Origin of the sequence: Radicibacter daui (assembly GCA_030657355.1) — a bacterium.
In the GTDB taxonomy this organism is placed as follows: domain Bacteria; phylum Pseudomonadota; class Alphaproteobacteria; order Radicibacterales; family Radicibacteraceae; genus Radicibacter; species Radicibacter daui.
The window spans coordinates 738797-755994 of record CP131056.1 but is presented as its reverse complement, the minus strand read 5'-3'; the positions used below and the strand labels follow the sequence as shown (position 1 = coordinate 755994).

Annotated in this window: 13 protein-coding genes; 7 read left to right on the top strand and 6 right to left on the bottom strand. The window is 58.0% G+C overall.

The window, feature by feature from the left end; all coding sequences use genetic code 11:
• Positions 1-38: 38 nt before the first annotated feature.
• From wbaP to QTL98_RS03525, 3 genes are all read right to left on the bottom strand, one after another.
• A complete protein-coding gene (wbaP, locus tag QTL98_RS03535; protein ID WP_445680844.1) occupies positions 39-1544 on the bottom strand; it encodes an undecaprenyl-phosphate galactose phosphotransferase WbaP in 1506 nt (501 codons plus the stop codon).
• A gap of 180 nt (positions 1545-1724) precedes the next feature.
• A complete protein-coding gene (locus tag QTL98_RS03530; RefSeq protein ID WP_445680843.1) occupies positions 1725-4175 on the bottom strand; it encodes a YjbH domain-containing protein in 2451 nt (816 codons plus the stop codon).
• Position 4176: 1 nt separating this feature from the next.
• Positions 4177-7083 carry an SLBB domain-containing protein gene (locus QTL98_RS03525; RefSeq protein ID WP_445680842.1) on the bottom strand — a complete coding sequence of 969 codons (2907 nt, stop codon included), beginning with the start codon at positions 7081-7083 and terminating at the stop codon, positions 4177-4179.
• Positions 7084-7140: 57 nt separating this feature from the next.
• Between QTL98_RS03525 and QTL98_RS03520 the strand changes: the two genes are divergently transcribed.
• The gene (locus QTL98_RS03520; RefSeq protein WP_445680841.1) at positions 7141-7800 is read left to right on the top strand and encodes a YjbF family lipoprotein; all 660 of its coding nucleotides are present in this window, start codon (positions 7141-7143) and stop codon (positions 7798-7800) included.
• 67 nt (positions 7801-7867) lie between these two features.
• Here QTL98_RS03520 and QTL98_RS03515 read toward each other — a convergent pair whose 3' ends face one another.
• Positions 7868-8164: a hypothetical protein gene (locus QTL98_RS03515; RefSeq protein WP_445680840.1), complete on the bottom strand. Its 297-nt coding sequence runs from the start codon at positions 8162-8164 to the stop codon at positions 7868-7870.
• A gap of 295 nt (positions 8165-8459) precedes the next feature.
• Complete coding sequence (locus QTL98_RS03510) at positions 8460-9608, bottom strand: hypothetical protein (RefSeq protein WP_445680839.1); 1149 nt, start codon at positions 9606-9608, stop codon at positions 8460-8462.
• A 299-nt stretch (positions 9609-9907) separates the two neighbouring features.
• On the opposite strand from QTL98_RS03510, the gene QTL98_RS03505 reads away from it, so the two are divergent.
• On the top strand, positions 9908-10783 hold the full coding sequence (locus tag QTL98_RS03505; protein ID WP_445680838.1) for a 5'-nucleotidase, lipoprotein e(P4) family: 876 nt from the start codon (positions 9908-9910) through the stop codon (positions 10781-10783).
• Positions 10784-10868: 85 nt separating this feature from the next.
• Here the strand turns inward: QTL98_RS03505 and QTL98_RS03500 are convergent, their stop codons facing one another.
• Complete coding sequence (locus tag QTL98_RS03500) at positions 10869-11885, bottom strand: LacI family transcriptional regulator (RefSeq protein WP_445680837.1); 1017 nt, start codon at positions 11883-11885, stop codon at positions 10869-10871.
• Between the two features lie 287 nt (positions 11886-12172).
• Here QTL98_RS03500 and QTL98_RS03495 point away from each other — a divergent pair, with 287 nt between their 5' ends.
• The 5 genes from QTL98_RS03495 to QTL98_RS03475 all read left to right on the top strand — a co-directional run bounded on the left by QTL98_RS03495 (position 12173) and on the right by QTL98_RS03475 (position 17156).
• Positions 12173-13423, top strand: coding sequence for an ABC transporter substrate-binding protein (locus QTL98_RS03495; protein ID WP_445680836.1), 1251 nt, complete (start codon positions 12173-12175; stop codon positions 13421-13423).
• Between the two features lie 99 nt (positions 13424-13522).
• On the top strand, positions 13523-14440 hold the full coding sequence (locus QTL98_RS03490; protein WP_445680835.1) for a carbohydrate ABC transporter permease: 918 nt from the start codon (positions 13523-13525) through the stop codon (positions 14438-14440).
• Complete coding sequence (locus QTL98_RS03485) at positions 14437-15318, top strand: carbohydrate ABC transporter permease (RefSeq protein ID WP_445680834.1); 882 nt, start codon at positions 14437-14439, stop codon at positions 15316-15318. Before QTL98_RS03490 ends, QTL98_RS03485 begins: the two co-directional genes overlap by 4 nt.
• 4 nt (positions 15319-15322) lie before the next feature.
• Entirely contained in the window at positions 15323-16435 is a 1113-nt protein-coding gene (locus QTL98_RS03480) for an ABC transporter ATP-binding protein (protein WP_445680833.1), read from the top strand.
• Between the two features lie 37 nt (positions 16436-16472).
• Complete coding sequence (locus QTL98_RS03475; RefSeq protein ID WP_445680832.1) at positions 16473-17156, top strand: D-lyxose/D-mannose family sugar isomerase; 684 nt, start codon at positions 16473-16475, stop codon at positions 17154-17156.
• Positions 17157-17198: the final 42 nt, after the last annotated feature.

Genomic DNA, 17198 nt, shown 5'->3' with positions numbered 1-17198 from the left:
GGCAGCCGGAGGCCCGCTGCAACCCGCGCCCACATCTTTCAGTACGCGCCGCCTCGCCCCAATACCACCCGAACGGTCTTGATCAAAATTACGACATCCAGCCAAACAGACCAGTTCTTTACGTACCATTCATCATAGGCGGCACGATCCACAAAGGTCGTCTCGCTTCTCCCACTGACCTGCCACAGGCCGGTTATTCCTGGCCGGGTGCGATAGTAATGTATGATCCGCCCCCCATAATCCGGAACTTCGCGTTCAATTAATGGACGAGGCCCAATCAGAGCCATCTGCCCCAACAGCACGTTGAAGAGCTGCGGCAGCTCATCGAGACTATGGGCACGAATGAAGCGGCCAATTCTGGTAATCCGCGGGTCGTTCCTGAGTTTGAAATTTCCTGCCTTGTACTCAGCGAACAGTGCTGGATTTTCGCCTTGCCATCGAGACAAAACCTGCTCCGCGTCAACCTTCATACTACGAAACTTGTAACAGTTAAAAAGTCTACCGTTCCGACCAACTCTGGTTTGGACATAGATTGGCGACCCGCCATCTTCCGACTTTATGAGCAGTGCCAGAAAAAGAAAAACTGGCGCAAGAATAAGAATCATAATTAAAGAAATAAATACGTCCATCACCCTTTTAAATAATTTTGGAACACGACGACTCAGGTTATTCCGCACCCTGAGCATCAAAATCTCTTCACCGAACAGATGTATGATATCCGTCCCGTAAAGCGGTAACCCCTTTATACTCGGAAGTAAATCAAGTGTATTTGGACGAGAGGCCAAAAAGTCGGTAATTTTATAGAAGGCATCAGAAAACCTCTCATCGGACGCAAGGACAACATGAACATCCGGACGGCGTTCAATATAATTGATGATATCGCCAACATCCGACGCCGACGTCGAATTGTATCCAGCGACAGCAAGGCTCCCCTGCAGACTGCCCCGATCGGTCAACACCAGAACATCCCGGATGGCATAACCTACCGTCGCCTGCTTACTAACCGCCTCAACGGCATGTTCTATATTCGTCTCGCTTCCGACGACGACAGTCGCAATGCTCCACAACCCCAAGCGATTTAATACCGCCTTGAACATTGCCCGAATAAACAAAACGAAAACAAAAGCGAACACCCAGAAAGAAAAAAAATAAACACCACCGCCAGAGTATCCAGCAGTGAACAGAACAACAAAATCGAATAAAATCATAAAGAAAAAAGCACGAACATAAACATATATTTCATCCCATAGACTCTTTCTTTCACCGTAAAATCCGAGAATTATCATCAAAACCAAAGCAACTGATATTAAAATAAAATACCAGTCCACTCCGGTATCGACCCTGGAAGCGGTACCATTTTCTTGCATTTTATAAATATACAAAGATGCATCTATGAAGTTTTTTCTAATTACAAAAAATGGAATTACCAACCCCAACACATCAGAAAATATCATAGCAATTCTTCTAATTAAATTAACAAATATTATTCCGTATTTACTACCACAACTGAAACCCTCGAAGAATTTATTTTCTTCCGTTATCATCTTTTTCGAACCTACCCTAGACAACAATATCAAAAAATCTTGAAAAAGGCTTTTATACATCCACGTCACGAGCGGTGACACGCTCACCGACAAGAGAGAGTCGATGAAAGTCCAGTCGTCCGTTGTCTATCAAGCCTCACTCACTGAGCGAACATCTTAGGCCGAGATGGCGCCTGGCGACTAGCTACCTCCGGCCTGAAAAAGAGTCGAATAGAGAGGCTTGGGCGTTATGACTTTTTGCCCACCGTCCCTCGTCAGAGGAGCGAAAGCGAACTCTGCCGAAGAGGTAGAGGGGCGGGTTGAAAACACCGAGAATGGAATTGATACCTTGAAACCCTTGTCGAAGGACCCTTCGCCAAACTGCTCGGCCGACACGTTGGTTTTCGTTCCCCACACGCCGACACGGACACCATTTTTGAAGAGCCGTGACAACGTCAAGGTTGCGCCAACATCACCGGCAAGATAGCGGCCGACACTTAATTGGAGGTTCAGATCCCAGAAGGGCAAATCCTGATAGTAGGTCAGGTTACCAACGGCGGTGCTATAGTCGAGCAACCCAAAGCCACCATCAAAGTCTCTTTGCCAAACATAATTGGCATCCAGTCCGAGCGCCCACCGCGCTTCAGGTTTTTTATATAGAACTTCTCCACCGACACCCGAATACATCCATTCGAATACACCCGCAGAAAGTCTATAATATAAATTCTGGTCTATTTGATTTATGTAGTTAGCATTGAGACTGCCAATCCAAACAGGCGCACCCTTTAGATAGTCCTTAATTTTTGTACGAACTCTCGGCAATTCGCTTGGAGCTTCGTATGTAAAGTTATCAAAATTATTCTTTATGTTGGCGCCCACACTTCCATCTACGCTGAAATTTTTATTGAATCTAACCTCTCCGTTAGCGCTTCCGTAAATCTGGTATAGATAAAAATTATCCGGGCCGCCGACACTTTGCCGCAACTTCGGCGACAGTCCCCAGGAGTAATCTGGGTAGTTTTCTGCATTTTCACTCCAGCCCGAAACCAGCTCCTGCGTATCGAGTGTTGAAGCATTAACCCAAGCCTCGTCGAAGCTTCGTTGATAATTGGCTGCCAGAGCGATATCCCGCTTCAGGAACACCGCCCGCTTGACGACTACCCCTTCCTCCTGCTCCGACAGATCAAGCACTTCTACACTATCGGGAACTGCGGCCGCCAACGCGCGCGACGCGCGGATAAGTGCCTCGTCCCGATCACGATAAAGAGCCTGTGAGTATTTCAGATATGCGCGCTTATCCTTTAAAAAAAAAGCTTCACCCCTCATGTCGATAGCCTTGAGTGCGGCGAACACCCGCTGTTTTATCGACTGGTTATCTATGGTCGGCGGAGAATTTTTCTGGGCTCCCTCAAGGCGCCCGGCGGAGTCCTGGCCGGCCAGATCTGAACGGCTTCTATCAGATGTCCGTAGCCCGGTCAGGGTGCGCAGCAATTGCCCATCCGGCCCGACAAAGCTGATTGTGTCGAACTGCTCCATATCGGAGTGGCTATATATATTCCGTTCAGCAGAGGCCAAAGCTTCGGGGGTCGGGATTGACATCGTCCGAAATAGTGCGCTCTGAGCCCTCAAGTCCACCGAAGCCAATCGCACTCCGGCACTCCCCGCGGAGGCTACCAGCGCGGGCACGTCCACAGGGTTGGTCAGCCCCTCTTGCCGGGGCTGTTCTACGGCTTGCAAGGGAACCGGAAAAGGAGGCTTTTCATCGACCTTGGGAACACCGGCGGAAGCATTGAAATTGCTGTGCAGAATGACCCGCAGCCCAACCGTATTACCGCGTTCATAACTAGCCGCCAGATCAACCCAGCTAAATGGCCTGTAAACCAAGCCAAAATTTAGAGGACTGTTAGTATCCAGAACAGCACCGAACGGCTCTGACTGGTAGTTATTTCCATCAAACTCTGCCTTGAGGCTCAAATTCGGCAGACTGGAAGGATACCACTCCACGGCGGCGTAAGGTGCCACCTCCTCGCCACTAAAAAACGCAGATCCGATCGTACCCGTTGTTCTGGAGGTGCGGCTCTCATCCTTGAAGCGGTCAGAAAAATAGCCGAAAGGATTGGTCAAACCTCCCCGCGACCCCATATTCCCCCAAGCGAGACCAGTTGTAATATCGAAGTCATATATTCTGCGCGTTGCCGCCAGATACTCGCTGGAGAAAAGTCCGGTACCGCCGATATCCCTGAACCCCAAAGAAAGATCAGGGACATATCGCCCCTCGCGAACAAGGCGAATTTTTACATCTACCGCCTTGTCCTTGTAGCTTTGATTTTGGGCAAAATCTCCACTGCCATAACGCAGATAACTAATTGCGGTATAACGATAAGTCCCTTGCAACCAGGGAAGAAATTGCTGCGTAAAAAAGTAACGCCGATAGGGAGAGACCTCGGAATATCCCAGCCCGAACTCTCCATCAGGCGCCATACGGCCGTTTGGCATGTTGATCGCCGCCGTAGTGCCATGCTGCCCAAATGCGCCACGAAGCTGATTTTCTTCCTGGGCATGGGCAGGCAAGAAACCGAGGCCGCTGCAAACGCAGATTACAGCGGCCGTCAGTCCTCGCTTCCCGGCATAGATTGCCTTAACCTTGAGCACTTCAGTTATTAGAAATAACAGCGAGCGATGCCGCTGAGAGTGCGACCTGACTGAGGATCTGGGTCAAATCCTTGGTGATTGCCCAGAAATTAAAGGGTGTCAGATCACGCGGGACAACCACCGTGGTCCCGGGGGGGACATTCTCCCGACTGAAATTCCAGAATGAACTCTTGATCGGTTTCGCCTGCCCGGACGGCAGTATCATATAGATTCTGGAATCGTCCGCATTTGCCGTGAAGCCACCGCTGTTCCGGATATAATCCCCTGCCGCCAGACCGTCTTCAAACCGCTGGGCACCCGGGTGAAGTACCTCACCCGAGATTGAGACGTGATTGGGCCGTTTGGGAACGAACAGTGCATCGCCAACTTGCAAAACAGTGTCGAGCTCAGGCCTTACACTGAGAATTGCGGGATCAGTTTCAGTCACAACACGTCCGACAGCTTTTGCCGACCGCAAAGAACGCACCAGTTGCTGAATGGCGCTCACTGTAGCCGCCGCGGTCTGGGCAGAAGAGCCGGCCGCAGTGCTTGAAATGCTGATCAACGCCGGGCCGATTCCAGACTCCAGCTCGCGAGCCGTTATTTCGTACCCTTCCTGTTCCTGGCGGCGTACGGCCTCGCGGGTAAAAACACTCCCGATCGGATAGGCCTGTGGTGTCAGCCCACCGGCCCGGGCTATCAAATCCGATAACTTTTCGCCACGCGTGATGTTGTAGAGTCCAGGGCGTTCAACTTCACCGCTTATCATAACGCCACCCGCGTCTCGGTCCGAGTATCTTGCCCCGACGCGAACGGCATCACCTGGCATAACGGCAACCGCGGCGGCAGCGCTGTATGAAACTACCTGCCGCACTGTCGCCCCGGCTTGCGCAACCCGATAGTTCGTCACCTCGACATGGGACGAATCCGCCGCGTCGCTTAAACCGCCCGCGACATTGACAAGTACGTTGGCCGGCAGACTCTGGGCTACGGGGTAGATGCCCGGGTTCCGGACCTCACCCTGGACCTGACTTGCGTGATCCACAACGAATGGAAGAAGGTCTGCGATCTGATCAAAGACAACCGGGCAGGGCTGAATATCAAAGGCGGCACCCGAATCTGCTGCAGGATCGTTAGCCGGCCGCAACCCACCAGCCGGGGAAACCGCATTGCCCCGCCGGATAACATTCGCGATCAGTTGGCGCAGGCCCGCACAATACTTCAGGGCATCTAACGGCTGACTGGCAGCCGGCCCAGTGTCTGCCATCCCCAAAGGAGAGGTGCCATTCTCGGCACTTTGCTGCGGTGTCAATTGCGCTGCCAACAAACTCCTGTTAGCCGTCGCTGACTGATTCAGGCCGTCCTTACCGCCTCCAGCAGTAGCCAAAGAAGCACGCTGATTTTTGTACTGGGCAAGTAACGGCTCTTCATCACCAACTTCCGACCTTCCATCAAGGCCGTTCCCTTGATTCTGGAGCTTCTTCCTGTCCACGAGACCATAAACGGGCAGCTCACCGCGCAACACATTCTGCACGTCGGCGGAAGACAGGTAGCGGACATCCGACAGGCTCAGGACGACCACCTGATCGCCACTGCTCAACGGAAAATCGGATTGAGCCTGCGTGGCCCCCCCGCCGAGCGCACCAGCCGCATCGACGGCCACATAGCGCTGGGCACCACTCACCTTGTCCGTCGTGATAACCACAACGAACGGCAGATAGGAAGCGCCCTGCAGGACACCGGGGTCACGAATAAGGGCAAATACGGAAGGGTAGCGCGCAAGCGGCCGCTCGCCTGGAACCGCTACATTGCCAACAAGCGACACTGTTCCGATATCACCGCCGCCGCGCCGCGCAACCTTCAGAATGTCACCCCGGGCAAGCGACAGCTTGGCGCCGGAGCCAAGGTCCGTTACCTCCCGCTGACCCGTTGATGTCACCCGCAGACGGGAAAGAACATTTCCCTCGGCGCTAATTCCACCGCCCGCCCAAGCCATGGCGGCAGCGGCATCAAGTTTGTCTGCATTAAGTTCATAGATCCCAGGACGCATCACATCGCCCGAAATGGCAACAGTCGGACCAAGGACCGGCACAACCAGACGGTCGCCATCTCGCAAACTTATATCGGAGGCCTTGGCCGTTCCGAGGAGTACAGGATAGAGATCGAGGACGGTTTCACGCCCTTCGCGAACAAGCACAACCCGCCTCAGCGAGCCACTCTTCTTAATACCGCCTGCCGCGACCAGCGCGTCGATGACCGACGACACTCCCGTCACTGTTTTCAGCCCTGGGCGGCTGACTTCTCCTGCCACCAGCACCGAAAGCTGCCGGATCGCGCCAAGCGAGACATAGACCTGAGACTGTAAAAAGCCTTCCTGGACCTGTCGCTCCAGCTCGGTCCGGAACTCACCAAACGTTTTTCCGGCAGCCGCAATAGGGGGAAGCGACGGCACAGTAACCTGTCCGGACACATCCACCAATGTTCGCTGCGTTGTGTTACGCTGACCGCGGATGGAGACGATGATTTCATCCCCCACGCCAAGTCGATAGTCGTCACTGACGGCGCCCATAGGTGCGCCACGTGCTAGCTGATTTATATTATTAACGGCGTCATAACCAATCAAACGCAGCTTTTGCCCTGCGCGCCGCGAGTAATCCACCTCAACCTGGCTTGGCTCAACTGCGGGCGGCGGCACCACGTCGCCGGATAGAGTACTGAGGGCACCAGCTCTCGAAGCAGAACCTGCCGCGCTACCAGTTTCGTCGCCCCCCTGGGTGCCCCTCATTTGCTGCAGCCCCTGCAACAAATCTTGCGAAGAAACGCCGAGTGAATCATCTCCAAAATTAAAGGATTGCCCTTGAGCCAGGCCGGGCAGAGCATTGAAAAAAATCAATAAGGCGCCGACTACGGGCAAAAAACGAGTAGACACAGCCCCCCCAAGGAAACACCTTCAAAATTCAGTTCCGAACTATCGCTGAGTCACAGGATGGCCGCAACCTTTTCCAGACGCTCACTACTTTCGGCTTCCACAGCGGCCCTATTGAGCGGATGTGGCCAGAGCAATTTTGCCCAAGTTGGCAGCACAATTAACCTCGCCTGGGGGAGTTCCACCCCCGTTTACAACCCGACCCAGGCCCGACAACTACCTTATGCGACGCTTGACGCAAAAATAGGGCGCGCAGCTCCGGCGTTGCTGGTCCTGGGTGAGGTAGAAGACAATGATTATCTTCATTGGTTTTCCCATGACCGCACTCAACTCATCACCACTAATCTGAGGATCGTCAAAACGGCAGGGCTGCCTCAAAACCTCGGCCAAACCAATTGGATCGCGCCCGAGGCGAGGCACGGTATGACATTTGAAGATGGCCAGCGCACATTGCGAATGATCGACCTTCCGGAATCAAACCGGTACGGCGTTTTAATAGAGTCCGAAGTACATAAAGACAGCAAAGAGGAAATAGATATTTACGGACAGAAAATATTGACAACGATTTATATTGAGATAAGCAAATCAAAATCACTTGATTGGTCATCGGAAAGCAAATACTGGCAAGATGAAGCAGGAACCGTCTGGCAAAGCACTCAAACCCCAATACCCTACGTGCCGGAATTCACCTTAAAGATACTGAAGCCTTATAGTGGGTAAAATAAAAAGCTGCCCGAAATACAGGCAGCTTTTTATCGTAGAGCTTCCAAAATAACAGAAGATTCTTTTAGTGCGAAGTACCGGTCGAAGTGGTCGAACCAGAGTTATTGTCATTGGAAGCAACGGCAACAGCAACACCGACTGCCGCCGCAGCGGCCACACCGACAGCCAGAGTACCGGCCGTAATGCCACCGACAGCCGCCGTAGACGCGGCACCGGCACCGGCTGCAGCTGCACCGCCAGTGGCAGTACCGGTCGTTCCTGCACCACCAGCACCGCTGGCAGCCTGAGCCATGGCCGCCATCGGCGCCAAGACGAGAGCCACAGCAGAAACCGCTACGGCGGTAAACTTCTTAACGCTCATGATGTTCTCCCCAATCTCCAAGCGCGATCCCAACACGACTTGGGACACTTATCGCAACAGGTAAAATCCAATGCAACCTGAATTTACCGATTGCCTTGCTCAAGGCTGATCTCCCTTGGCAACAACGACCAACCCCTTCATAAGTTGCAAACAAAGGCCACTTTCAGTAATTTAGTTTCGCAGTGACGCTAAAGTCTGCGCGCGCGCCAAACAGGCGAAGCACCGATGGAAGTGATTCTCACTACTAGAGTCGGCAATCTCACAGAATTTCTGCAATCTAGTGGCTATAGACACCTCAGGCGTGTTTCCCGACGCGTCGAGACAAGAGAAAATCTTGGCAAAACTGCACCGCAGAAATTGGCTTTTTTCCTGCTAATGACGCTGCGAAGACATCCCGTGCTTTTTTTGGGTTACCCGATGTCGCAAATACACCCAACACGTGCCGAATTTCCGTTCGCATTACTGCATTAAGATGTATGCCGCGCTGCACAATCGACTGCTCAAGCGCCCGTTCCGCCTCGCTCATGCCACTTGCGGCGAATCCCGGAAGGGCACAGCCGTCCTCAATGCCCAACACGCCTTTATGGCGGCTGTTCCAGGGGCTGTAGTGGCGGCCGGCGCTGGAGTACCAGAGCATGGTGACGGGGAGTTGGCGGGCATCGCGCAGGGTGATGAGCATGTCCTGCTCTTCCTCGCGCAATGCCGCCGTCCAGCCGATCTGGTTGGCGGGATCTTCCACCAGCAGCACAAAATCCTCATGACCGGCCGCCGCCGGATACTGCGTGAGATCGAAGCTGGTGCCCGGCTCGTGGCCGGGCAGGCGGGTGAGGTCGTGGGTCAGCACGCCGCGCCCGAAAAGGGAGCGGCCGCGGGCGGGATCGGTTTCCTGCGGGGCCGGCGGGGTCACGGCAAAACGTTTGGGGGAAAAGGCCAACTGACCGCTGCCGCTGAACTGCGTCATCACATGATGGGCAACCGGGATCATTCCGCTGCCGCCCTCAAAGATATGGCGCTGATAGACGAAGGGGTGACCGTCCCGCAGCGTCAATTCCTTGATAAGGCGCCCCCCCTGCACCGGTTTTTCCAGCGCCAGCGTCAGCGTGTGGCCGCCCTTGCCATCCTGCGTCTCGTCCACAACCTGCCAGCGGCTGTTGCCGGGCCAGCCATGGGGCGGCAACGCCTCGCCGCTCACCGGGTCGGTGCCATCGCCATGGATACCGAACGGCGCACAGAAAAAATCGCCGGCAAGGCGGCGCACATTGGGGGCGATGTTCTCATCGGCCTGGATGGCCGGATCGTCCCGCCAGGGCGCCCTGTGCAGCGGCTCGAGAATGCGGTGCCCGTCGGGGCCGTTGCTCTCCACCCGCAGCGCCGCCAGATGGCCGACGGTGAGGTCAACCTCCAGCTCGATGCCTCCGGCCGCCAGACGGTAGTTTTCTGCCACGACACCCCTCCCCGATTTCACGAAACCGCCCTCTCCTTATAAGGGATGGCGCCGGAAAGAGAATGAGGGTGCGCAAACGGGCCCTGCCGGCCAGGACTGCCGCTGCTTTCCGCAAATGCAGACTATCATATGCGCAATGGGCGCTTTGGCTTGACGCTCGCCGCAGGTCAACGGACAGTCTATCGCCCGATGGTCAGCGCGACTAACAGCCGCGCTTCAGGCCACGGCCAAAAATCCGCCAGGCGAGGGGAGAGACCAGCCCGGCATGAACAGGATATGAGCAAAGGGGATCCTTGCAGATGACGCACACACCCGTGTTCCGCCTGACGGCCATCGCCGCCACGCTGATGGCAACGAGCATGCTGATTGCCCTGCCGCAGGCCGCCTCCGCCCAGGATGCGGTGCCGCAGAACGACCTGCTGAACGCCACGCTCTGGATGCAGAAATCCGTCGAGTACAAGGCCAATACGCTGGCGATCTACGCGCTCGCGAAAATGCAGCTCGACGCCGCGCTGGCCGACAAGAACTGGACGGCTATTCCCGATGAGCAGGGCGCCGACTATTCCGGCAAACCGGCTGCCATCATCCTCGATGCCGACGAGACCGTGCTCGACAACTCCGTCTATGAAGCCTCGCTCATCCAGCGCGGCACCAGCTTCAGCGGCAAGGAATGGACGGCCTATGTGAAGGACGAGGTCACCAAGGCCATTCCGGGTGCGGTCGAGTTCACCCAGTACGCCGCCTCGCGCGGGGTCAAGGTGTTCTACGTGACCAACCGCACCAAGGAAGAAGACCCGGCCACGCTTGAGAACATGACCAAGCTCGGTTTCCCGATGGGAGGTGATGTGGATACGCTGCTGACCAAGGGCGAGAAGGAAGACTGGAAATCCGCCAAGGGCACCCGCCGCGCCTATGTGGCCAAGGACTACCGGGTGCTGATGCTGCTCGGCGACAATCTCGGCGACTTCGTTGACGATTATAACGGCGATGCCGCCGCCCGCATGGCCGTTTACGAAAAGAACATGTCCCACTGGACCAAGGACTGGATGATGCTGCCGAACCCGAGCTACGGCTCGTGGGAATCGACCATGTTCGGCAACAACTACAAGCTGCCCGCCGACGAGCAGCGCAAGATGAAGATCGACCAGCTGGAAGGCTGGAAGCCGGCCCAGTAAGGACCGCGACCTTCTGCCCAAAACGGAAAACGCCGCCCCTTCGGGCGGCGTTTTTCATGGCAGGGCGCGGAGAGACCCCCGGGACCTAGTCCGGCACACGGTCATTGAGGACGAGCACCGCCTCCGGCTCGTGCGCATCGCCGGCCAGCTGGCGCAGCATGATGCCGGCGAGCGTGCGGCCTGCATATTCCAGATCCTCGAAATAGCGCAGCATCGGGGCATTCACGAGATCGAGCAGCGGGGTCGTCTTCTTGCTGGCAAGGTCGATATCCTCGCCGATCCGCAGGCCCGCCTGCTGCAAACCCAGCATCAGCCCCATCGCCTGCCCTTCCGAACCGCAGATGATGCCGTCCGGCCGCTCCGGCAGGGTGGCGATGCGGCGGGCATAGTCGCGCATCAGCGGCGGGGCGGAAAACAGCGTCAGGTCATCGAGCGGCATCGGCTCCAGACCGGCCGGGCCGAGCGCCCGCATGTACCCGGCAAGCTGGTGGCCGCTATAGCTGTAGCGCCGCGGCGGCAGCAGGATGGCGATTCGCTTGCGCCCGCGCCGCAGCATCTCCTGCGTCGCCCGGAAGGCAAAATCGTCATTGTCATAGTCGAAGAACGGGTGCCCGCCCGCCTCCGTCTGGCCGAACGAGACGAAGGGAAAGCCATGCTGCTGCAACAGCGCCACGCGGCGGTCATGCGGCTCGGTATGCGTAATTATGATGCCGTCGCTGGCGGCATTCTCCAGCACATAGCGCACCGGCGCCACCTCATCCTCCGCCATGTCCTGCGGGATGACGAGCATGTGGTACCCGGTGCCGCTCAGCTCGCTGGAAATGCCCATGATCAGCCGGCGCGCATAGTCGCTCATGTCATCCGCCTGGTTGAGGATGAAAGAGATGACATGCGTCTTGCCGGTGCGCAGGCGCACCCCCGCCCGGTTGGGGCGATAACCGATCTCCGCCGCCACGCGCTGCACACGGGCGATCGTTTCCCCCTTGAGTTCGGGCCCGTTCTTGAGGGCCCGCGACACCGTGGTCACCCCAAGGCCGGTAAGCTCGGCAATCGTCTTGAGTGTTGGTGCAGCCTTGCGGCCCGCACCTGGCTGGTCGGACATCTGGGTTTCCGGTTCTTCCTCCCGCACCGGGGGCGATGTCCTTGCCCTGTCTGGCAAAAACCCGCCGCCGGTTCGCGGCCATGATTACTGGCCGGTCTTATTCTGCCGCAGGGGTTTTGCCCAGCGCCGAAGCGGCTTGGCAGGGCCGCACCTCCTGCATGGGCCGGAGTGTTCCCCAAGCGGGCCCGGTTGACAATGCGAAATCTGCAACGTTACAGTCTGGCCCAAGCGGCAGGACAGACCTTCGGGCGAACCACTGCCGCGGTTACGGAACCTGGGAGGAAATAATGGCATTCCGGATTGCCAAGACACTTGGCGGTGCTGCCGCTATTGCGCTTATGGCCAGCTCTGCCTTCGCTGCGGAAAAGATCGAGGTCCTGCACTGGTGGACCTCCGGCGGCGAGGCCAAGGCCCTCAACGTGCTGAAGCAGATGCTCGAAAAGCAGGGCATCACCTGGGAAGACATGCCGGTCGCCGGCGGCGGCGGCGAACAGGCCATGACCGTGCTGCGCGCACGCGTGACCGCCGGCAACCCGCCGACCGCCGTGCAGCTGCTTGGCTTCGACATCACCGACTGGGCCAAGCAGGGTCAGCTGACCAGCCTCGACGAAGTCGCCAACAAGGAAGGCTGGGGCAAGGTTATCCCCGCCGCCCTGCAAAATTTCTCCAAATATGACGGCCACTGGATTGCCGCCCCGGTCAATGTGCACTCCACCAACTGGGTGTGGGCGAACAAGGCCGTGTTCGACAAGCTGGGCCTGAAGCAGCCGGAAACCTGGGACGACCTGATCGCCGCGCTCGACAAGATGAAGGCCGCCGGCATCACCCCGATCGCCCAGGGCGGCCAGCCGTGGCAGGAAGCGACCCTGTGGGAAGCCGTGCTGCTCTCCACCGGCGGTCCGGACTTCTACAAGAAGGCCATGATCGACCTCGACAAGGACGCGCTCGGCTCCGACACCATGAAGACGGTGTTCGACCGCGTGGCCAAGCTGCGCACCTATGTCGACGACAACTTCTCCGGCCGTGACTGGAACCTCGCCACCGCCATGGTGATCGAGGGCAAGGCCGGCGTGCAGTTCATGGGCGACTGGGCCAAGGGTGAATTCCTCGGCGCCGGCAAGAAGCCGGGCGATGATTTCATGTGCTTCCGCTTCCCGGGCACCCAGGGCACCGTGACCTTCAACGCCGACCAGTTCGTGATGTTCAAGGGCAAGGGCAGCACCGCCCCGCAGATGACGCTGGCCAGCGATATCGAATCGCCGGAATTCCAGGTCGCCTTCAACACCGTCAAGGGCTCGGTGCCGGCACGCACCGACGTGTCGGGCGAGAAGTTCGACGCCTGCGGCCAGAAGGGCATCAAGGACCTCGCGGAAGCTGCTGCCAGCAACCACCTGCTCGGCTCCATGGCCCATGGCTACGCCCAGCCGGCTTCCATCAAGAACGCGATGTATGACGTCATCACCGCCCATTTCAACGGCGAGTATGACAGCGCCACCGCGGTCAAGGAGCTGGTCAGCGCCGTCGAAGACGCCAAGTAAGAGCTGATCCTTAACTCGTGAGGTGCCTGATCACCCTCCCGGCTGGTCAGGCACCTTTTTTACCTCTGACAAGCGTCCGCTGCGCTCTCATACTGCGGTATGAAATCGCCGCCACGCCCCGGCGCCCATTTCGGAGGCCTGCTGTTGAAAGAACGCCTGCAGTCCCTGCTCCCCCGGCTGGTCCTGGCCCCCAGTTTTGCCGTCATCCTGCTGTTCGTTTATGGCTTCATCGCCTTTACCGGTTACCTCTCCTTTACCGACAGCACGATGTTGCCGAGCTTCAATCTGGTGGGGCTGGCCAATTATGACCGGCTGTTCGGTCAGCGCTCGTGGGACATCGCCCTCGCCAACCTCGCGATCTTCGGCATTCTCTACATCGTCATCTGCACGGTGCTGGGCCTGACGCTCGCCATCATGCTGGACCAGAAGATCCGCATCGAAGGCTTCCTGCGCCCGATCTATCTCTACCCGATGGCGCTCAGCTTCATCGTGACCGGCACGGCGTGGAAATGGTTCCTCGACCCCGGCATCGGCCTTGAGCACACGCTGCATGTCTGGGGCTGGGAGAGTTTTTCCTTCACCTGGATCAAGGACACCAAGATGGCCATCTATACCGTGGTCATCGCCGCGGTGTGGCAATCCTCCGGTTTCGTGATGGCGATGTTCCTGGCCGGCCTGCGCGGGGTGGATAACGAGATCCTCAAGGCCGCCCAGATCGACGGCGCCTCGATGTGGAACACCTATCGCCGCATCATCATCCCCATCCTGCGTCCGGCCTTCATGTCCGCCTTCGTCGTGCTGGCGCACCTTGCCATCAAGGCCTACGACCTCGTCGTCGCCCTGACCAATGGCGGACCGGGCCGGTCCACCGAACTGCCGGCGACCTTCATGTATTCCTACACCTTCACCCGTAACGAGATGGGCGTCGGCGCCTCGTCCGCCGTCATCATGCTGATCATGATCGCCTCGATCATCGTGCCCTATCTCTACGGCGAACTCAGGGAGCGCAAGCAATGAGCTTCCAGAGCCAGAACAACGCCTTCTCAACCAGCCGCCTGCTGCGCGCAGCGCTGTATTCCGTGCTGCTGGTCTTTGCCGTCTATTACCTGCTGCCGCTCTTCGTCATGCTGGTCAATTCGGTGAAGCCGCTGGAGGAAATCCGGCAGGGCAACATGCTGGCGCTGCCGCAGGTTTTCACGCTGGAGCCGTGGACCAAGGCGTGGAGCACCGCGCAGATCGGCGTGCAGCCCACCGGTCTCAAGCCCTATTTCATCAATTCCTTCCTGATGGTGGTGCCGGCCGTCACCATCTCCACCACGCTTGGCGCGCTCAATGGTTATGTGCTGACCAAATGGCGCTTCAAGGGTGACCGGATCATCTTCGGCCTCATGCTGTTTGCCTGCTTCATCCCGTTCCAGATCGTGCTCATTCCCATGGCGCGCATCCTCGGGCTCCTGCATCTGGCGGGCACCACCAGCGGCCTTGTGCTGGTGCATGTGGTCTATGGCCTCGGCTTCACCACGCTCTTCTTCCGCAATTATTATGAAGCGTTCCCGACGGAGCTGATCCGGGCGGCGACGATGGACGGGGCGCGGTTCTTCCGCATCTTTACCCGCATCCTGCTGCCCTCCTCCGGGCCGATCATCGTGGTAACGGTGATCTGGCAGTTCACCAATATCTGGAACGACTTCCTGTTCGGCGCCTCGTTCGCAGACTTCTCCAGCCTGCCCATGACCGTGGCGCTCAACAATCTGGTGAGCAGCTCCACCGGCGTGAAGGAATATAATGTGCACTTCGCCGGTGCGATCCTCGCCGCGCTTCCCACTCTCATCGTCTACATCGTGTCGGGCCGCTACTTCGTGCGCGGCCTGATGGCGGGCGCCGTCAAAGGGTAAACCCATGGCTTTTCTCGAAATCGACAAACTGCAAAAGCGTTACGGCAGCGTCGAGGTGCTGAAGAACATCTCGCTCGAGGTGGAGGAAGGCGGCTTTCTGGTGCTTGTCGGCCCGTCCGGCTGCGGCAAGTCCACCCTGCTCAACACCATCGCGGGCCTTGAGGAGATCACCGGCGGCGATCTGCGCATCAACGGCAAGAGCATGAACGGGGTACACCCGTCCGAACGCGACATTGCCATGGTGTTCCAGAGCTATGCGCTCTACCCGAACATGAATGTGCGCGAGAACATCGGTTTCGGCATGGAAATGCGCAAGGTGCCCAGGGCCGAGCGCGACCAGGCCATCGCCGACGTGGCGAAGATGCTGCAGATCGACCATCTGCTCGACCGCCGGCCGGGCCAGCTCTCCGGCGGCCAGCGCCAGCGTGTGGCCATGGGCCGGGCGCTGGTGCGCAAGCCGCAGGTCTTCCTCTTCGACGAGCCGCTTTCCAACCTCGACGCCAAGTTGCGTGTCGAGATGCGCACCGAGATCAAGCGCCTGCACCAGTCGCTGGGACGCACGATGGTTTATGTGACGCACGACCAGATCGAGGCGATGACGCTCGCCACCAAGATCGCCGTACTCAAGGACGGCGTGCTGCAACAGGTGGGCACACCGCAGGAAATCTACCGCGACCCGGTCAACACCTTCGTGGCCGATTTCATGGGCTCGCCGGCGATGAACCTGGTCAGGGCGCGTGTCGGTTTTGCCGGCGACAAGCCGGTGCTGGGCCTCAAGCGCCGGGAAGGCGAGATCGCGCTGGAGCTTGATATTCCGGCCGGCAAGCTTGCCAGCTGGAAGGACAAGGAAATTATCCTCGGCATCCGCCCGGAAAACATCACCGAGTTTACTGACGCCCAGAGCTACGGGCCGAGCGTGCGCTTCTGCGATGTGATGGTGGATGTGGTGGAGCCGGCCGGCGCCGACACCTTCATGGTCACCCATCTGGGTGGCAAGGAAGTCATCGGCCGCCTTGCCGCGGAGGCCAGCGCCCGCAGCGGCGAGATGCTGCGCCTTGCCGTCAACACCGCCGGCGTCGTGCTGTTCGACCCCGACAAGGGCACCCGCCTGCACTAAGACCGTCTTTCGAAACCTCTTCCCGGAACCCCGGAAAATGCAACGCTCCGAAATCAACGAGATCCTCCGCAAGGCGGCCTCCTTCATCAATTCCTTCGGCTACATCATGCCGCCCTTTGCCGACTGGACGCCCGAGACCTGGCGCCAGCGTTATGGCGAGACGGAAGCGATCCGCAAGGCCTCGCTCGGCTGGGACATTACCGACTACGGCCTCGGCAAGTTCGACGAGGTGGGGCTTTTCCTCTTTACCGTGCGCAACGGCAACGAGGCGGATCTCGCCAAGGGCATGGGCATGCTCTACGCCGAGAAGATCATGATCTCGCGCAAGGACCAGCTCTCGCCCATGCACTTCCACAAGGTGAAAGCGGAAGACATCATCAACCGCGGCGGCGGCCAGCTGGTGATCGAGCTATTCCAGTCCACACCCGACGGCGGCACCGATCCGGACAAGGACGTGACCGTCTATTGCGACGGCATTGCCCGCACGGTGAAGGCCGGCGGCAAGATCGCCCTCGGCCCCGGCGAGAGCGTAACGCTGCTGCCGGGCGTCTATCACGCCTTCTGGGGCGAGAAGGCGGACGTGCTGATCGGCGAGGTTTCCACCGTCAACAACGACCTGACGGACAATTATTTCCGCGACAAGGTCGGCCGTTTCCCCTCCATCGAGGAAGACGAGGCGGCCTATCGCCTGCTGGTCGGCGATTACGCAAAACTCGCCTGAGGCCTGAGGCCAAAGAACAAAAAGGGCGCCCGGAGACATCCG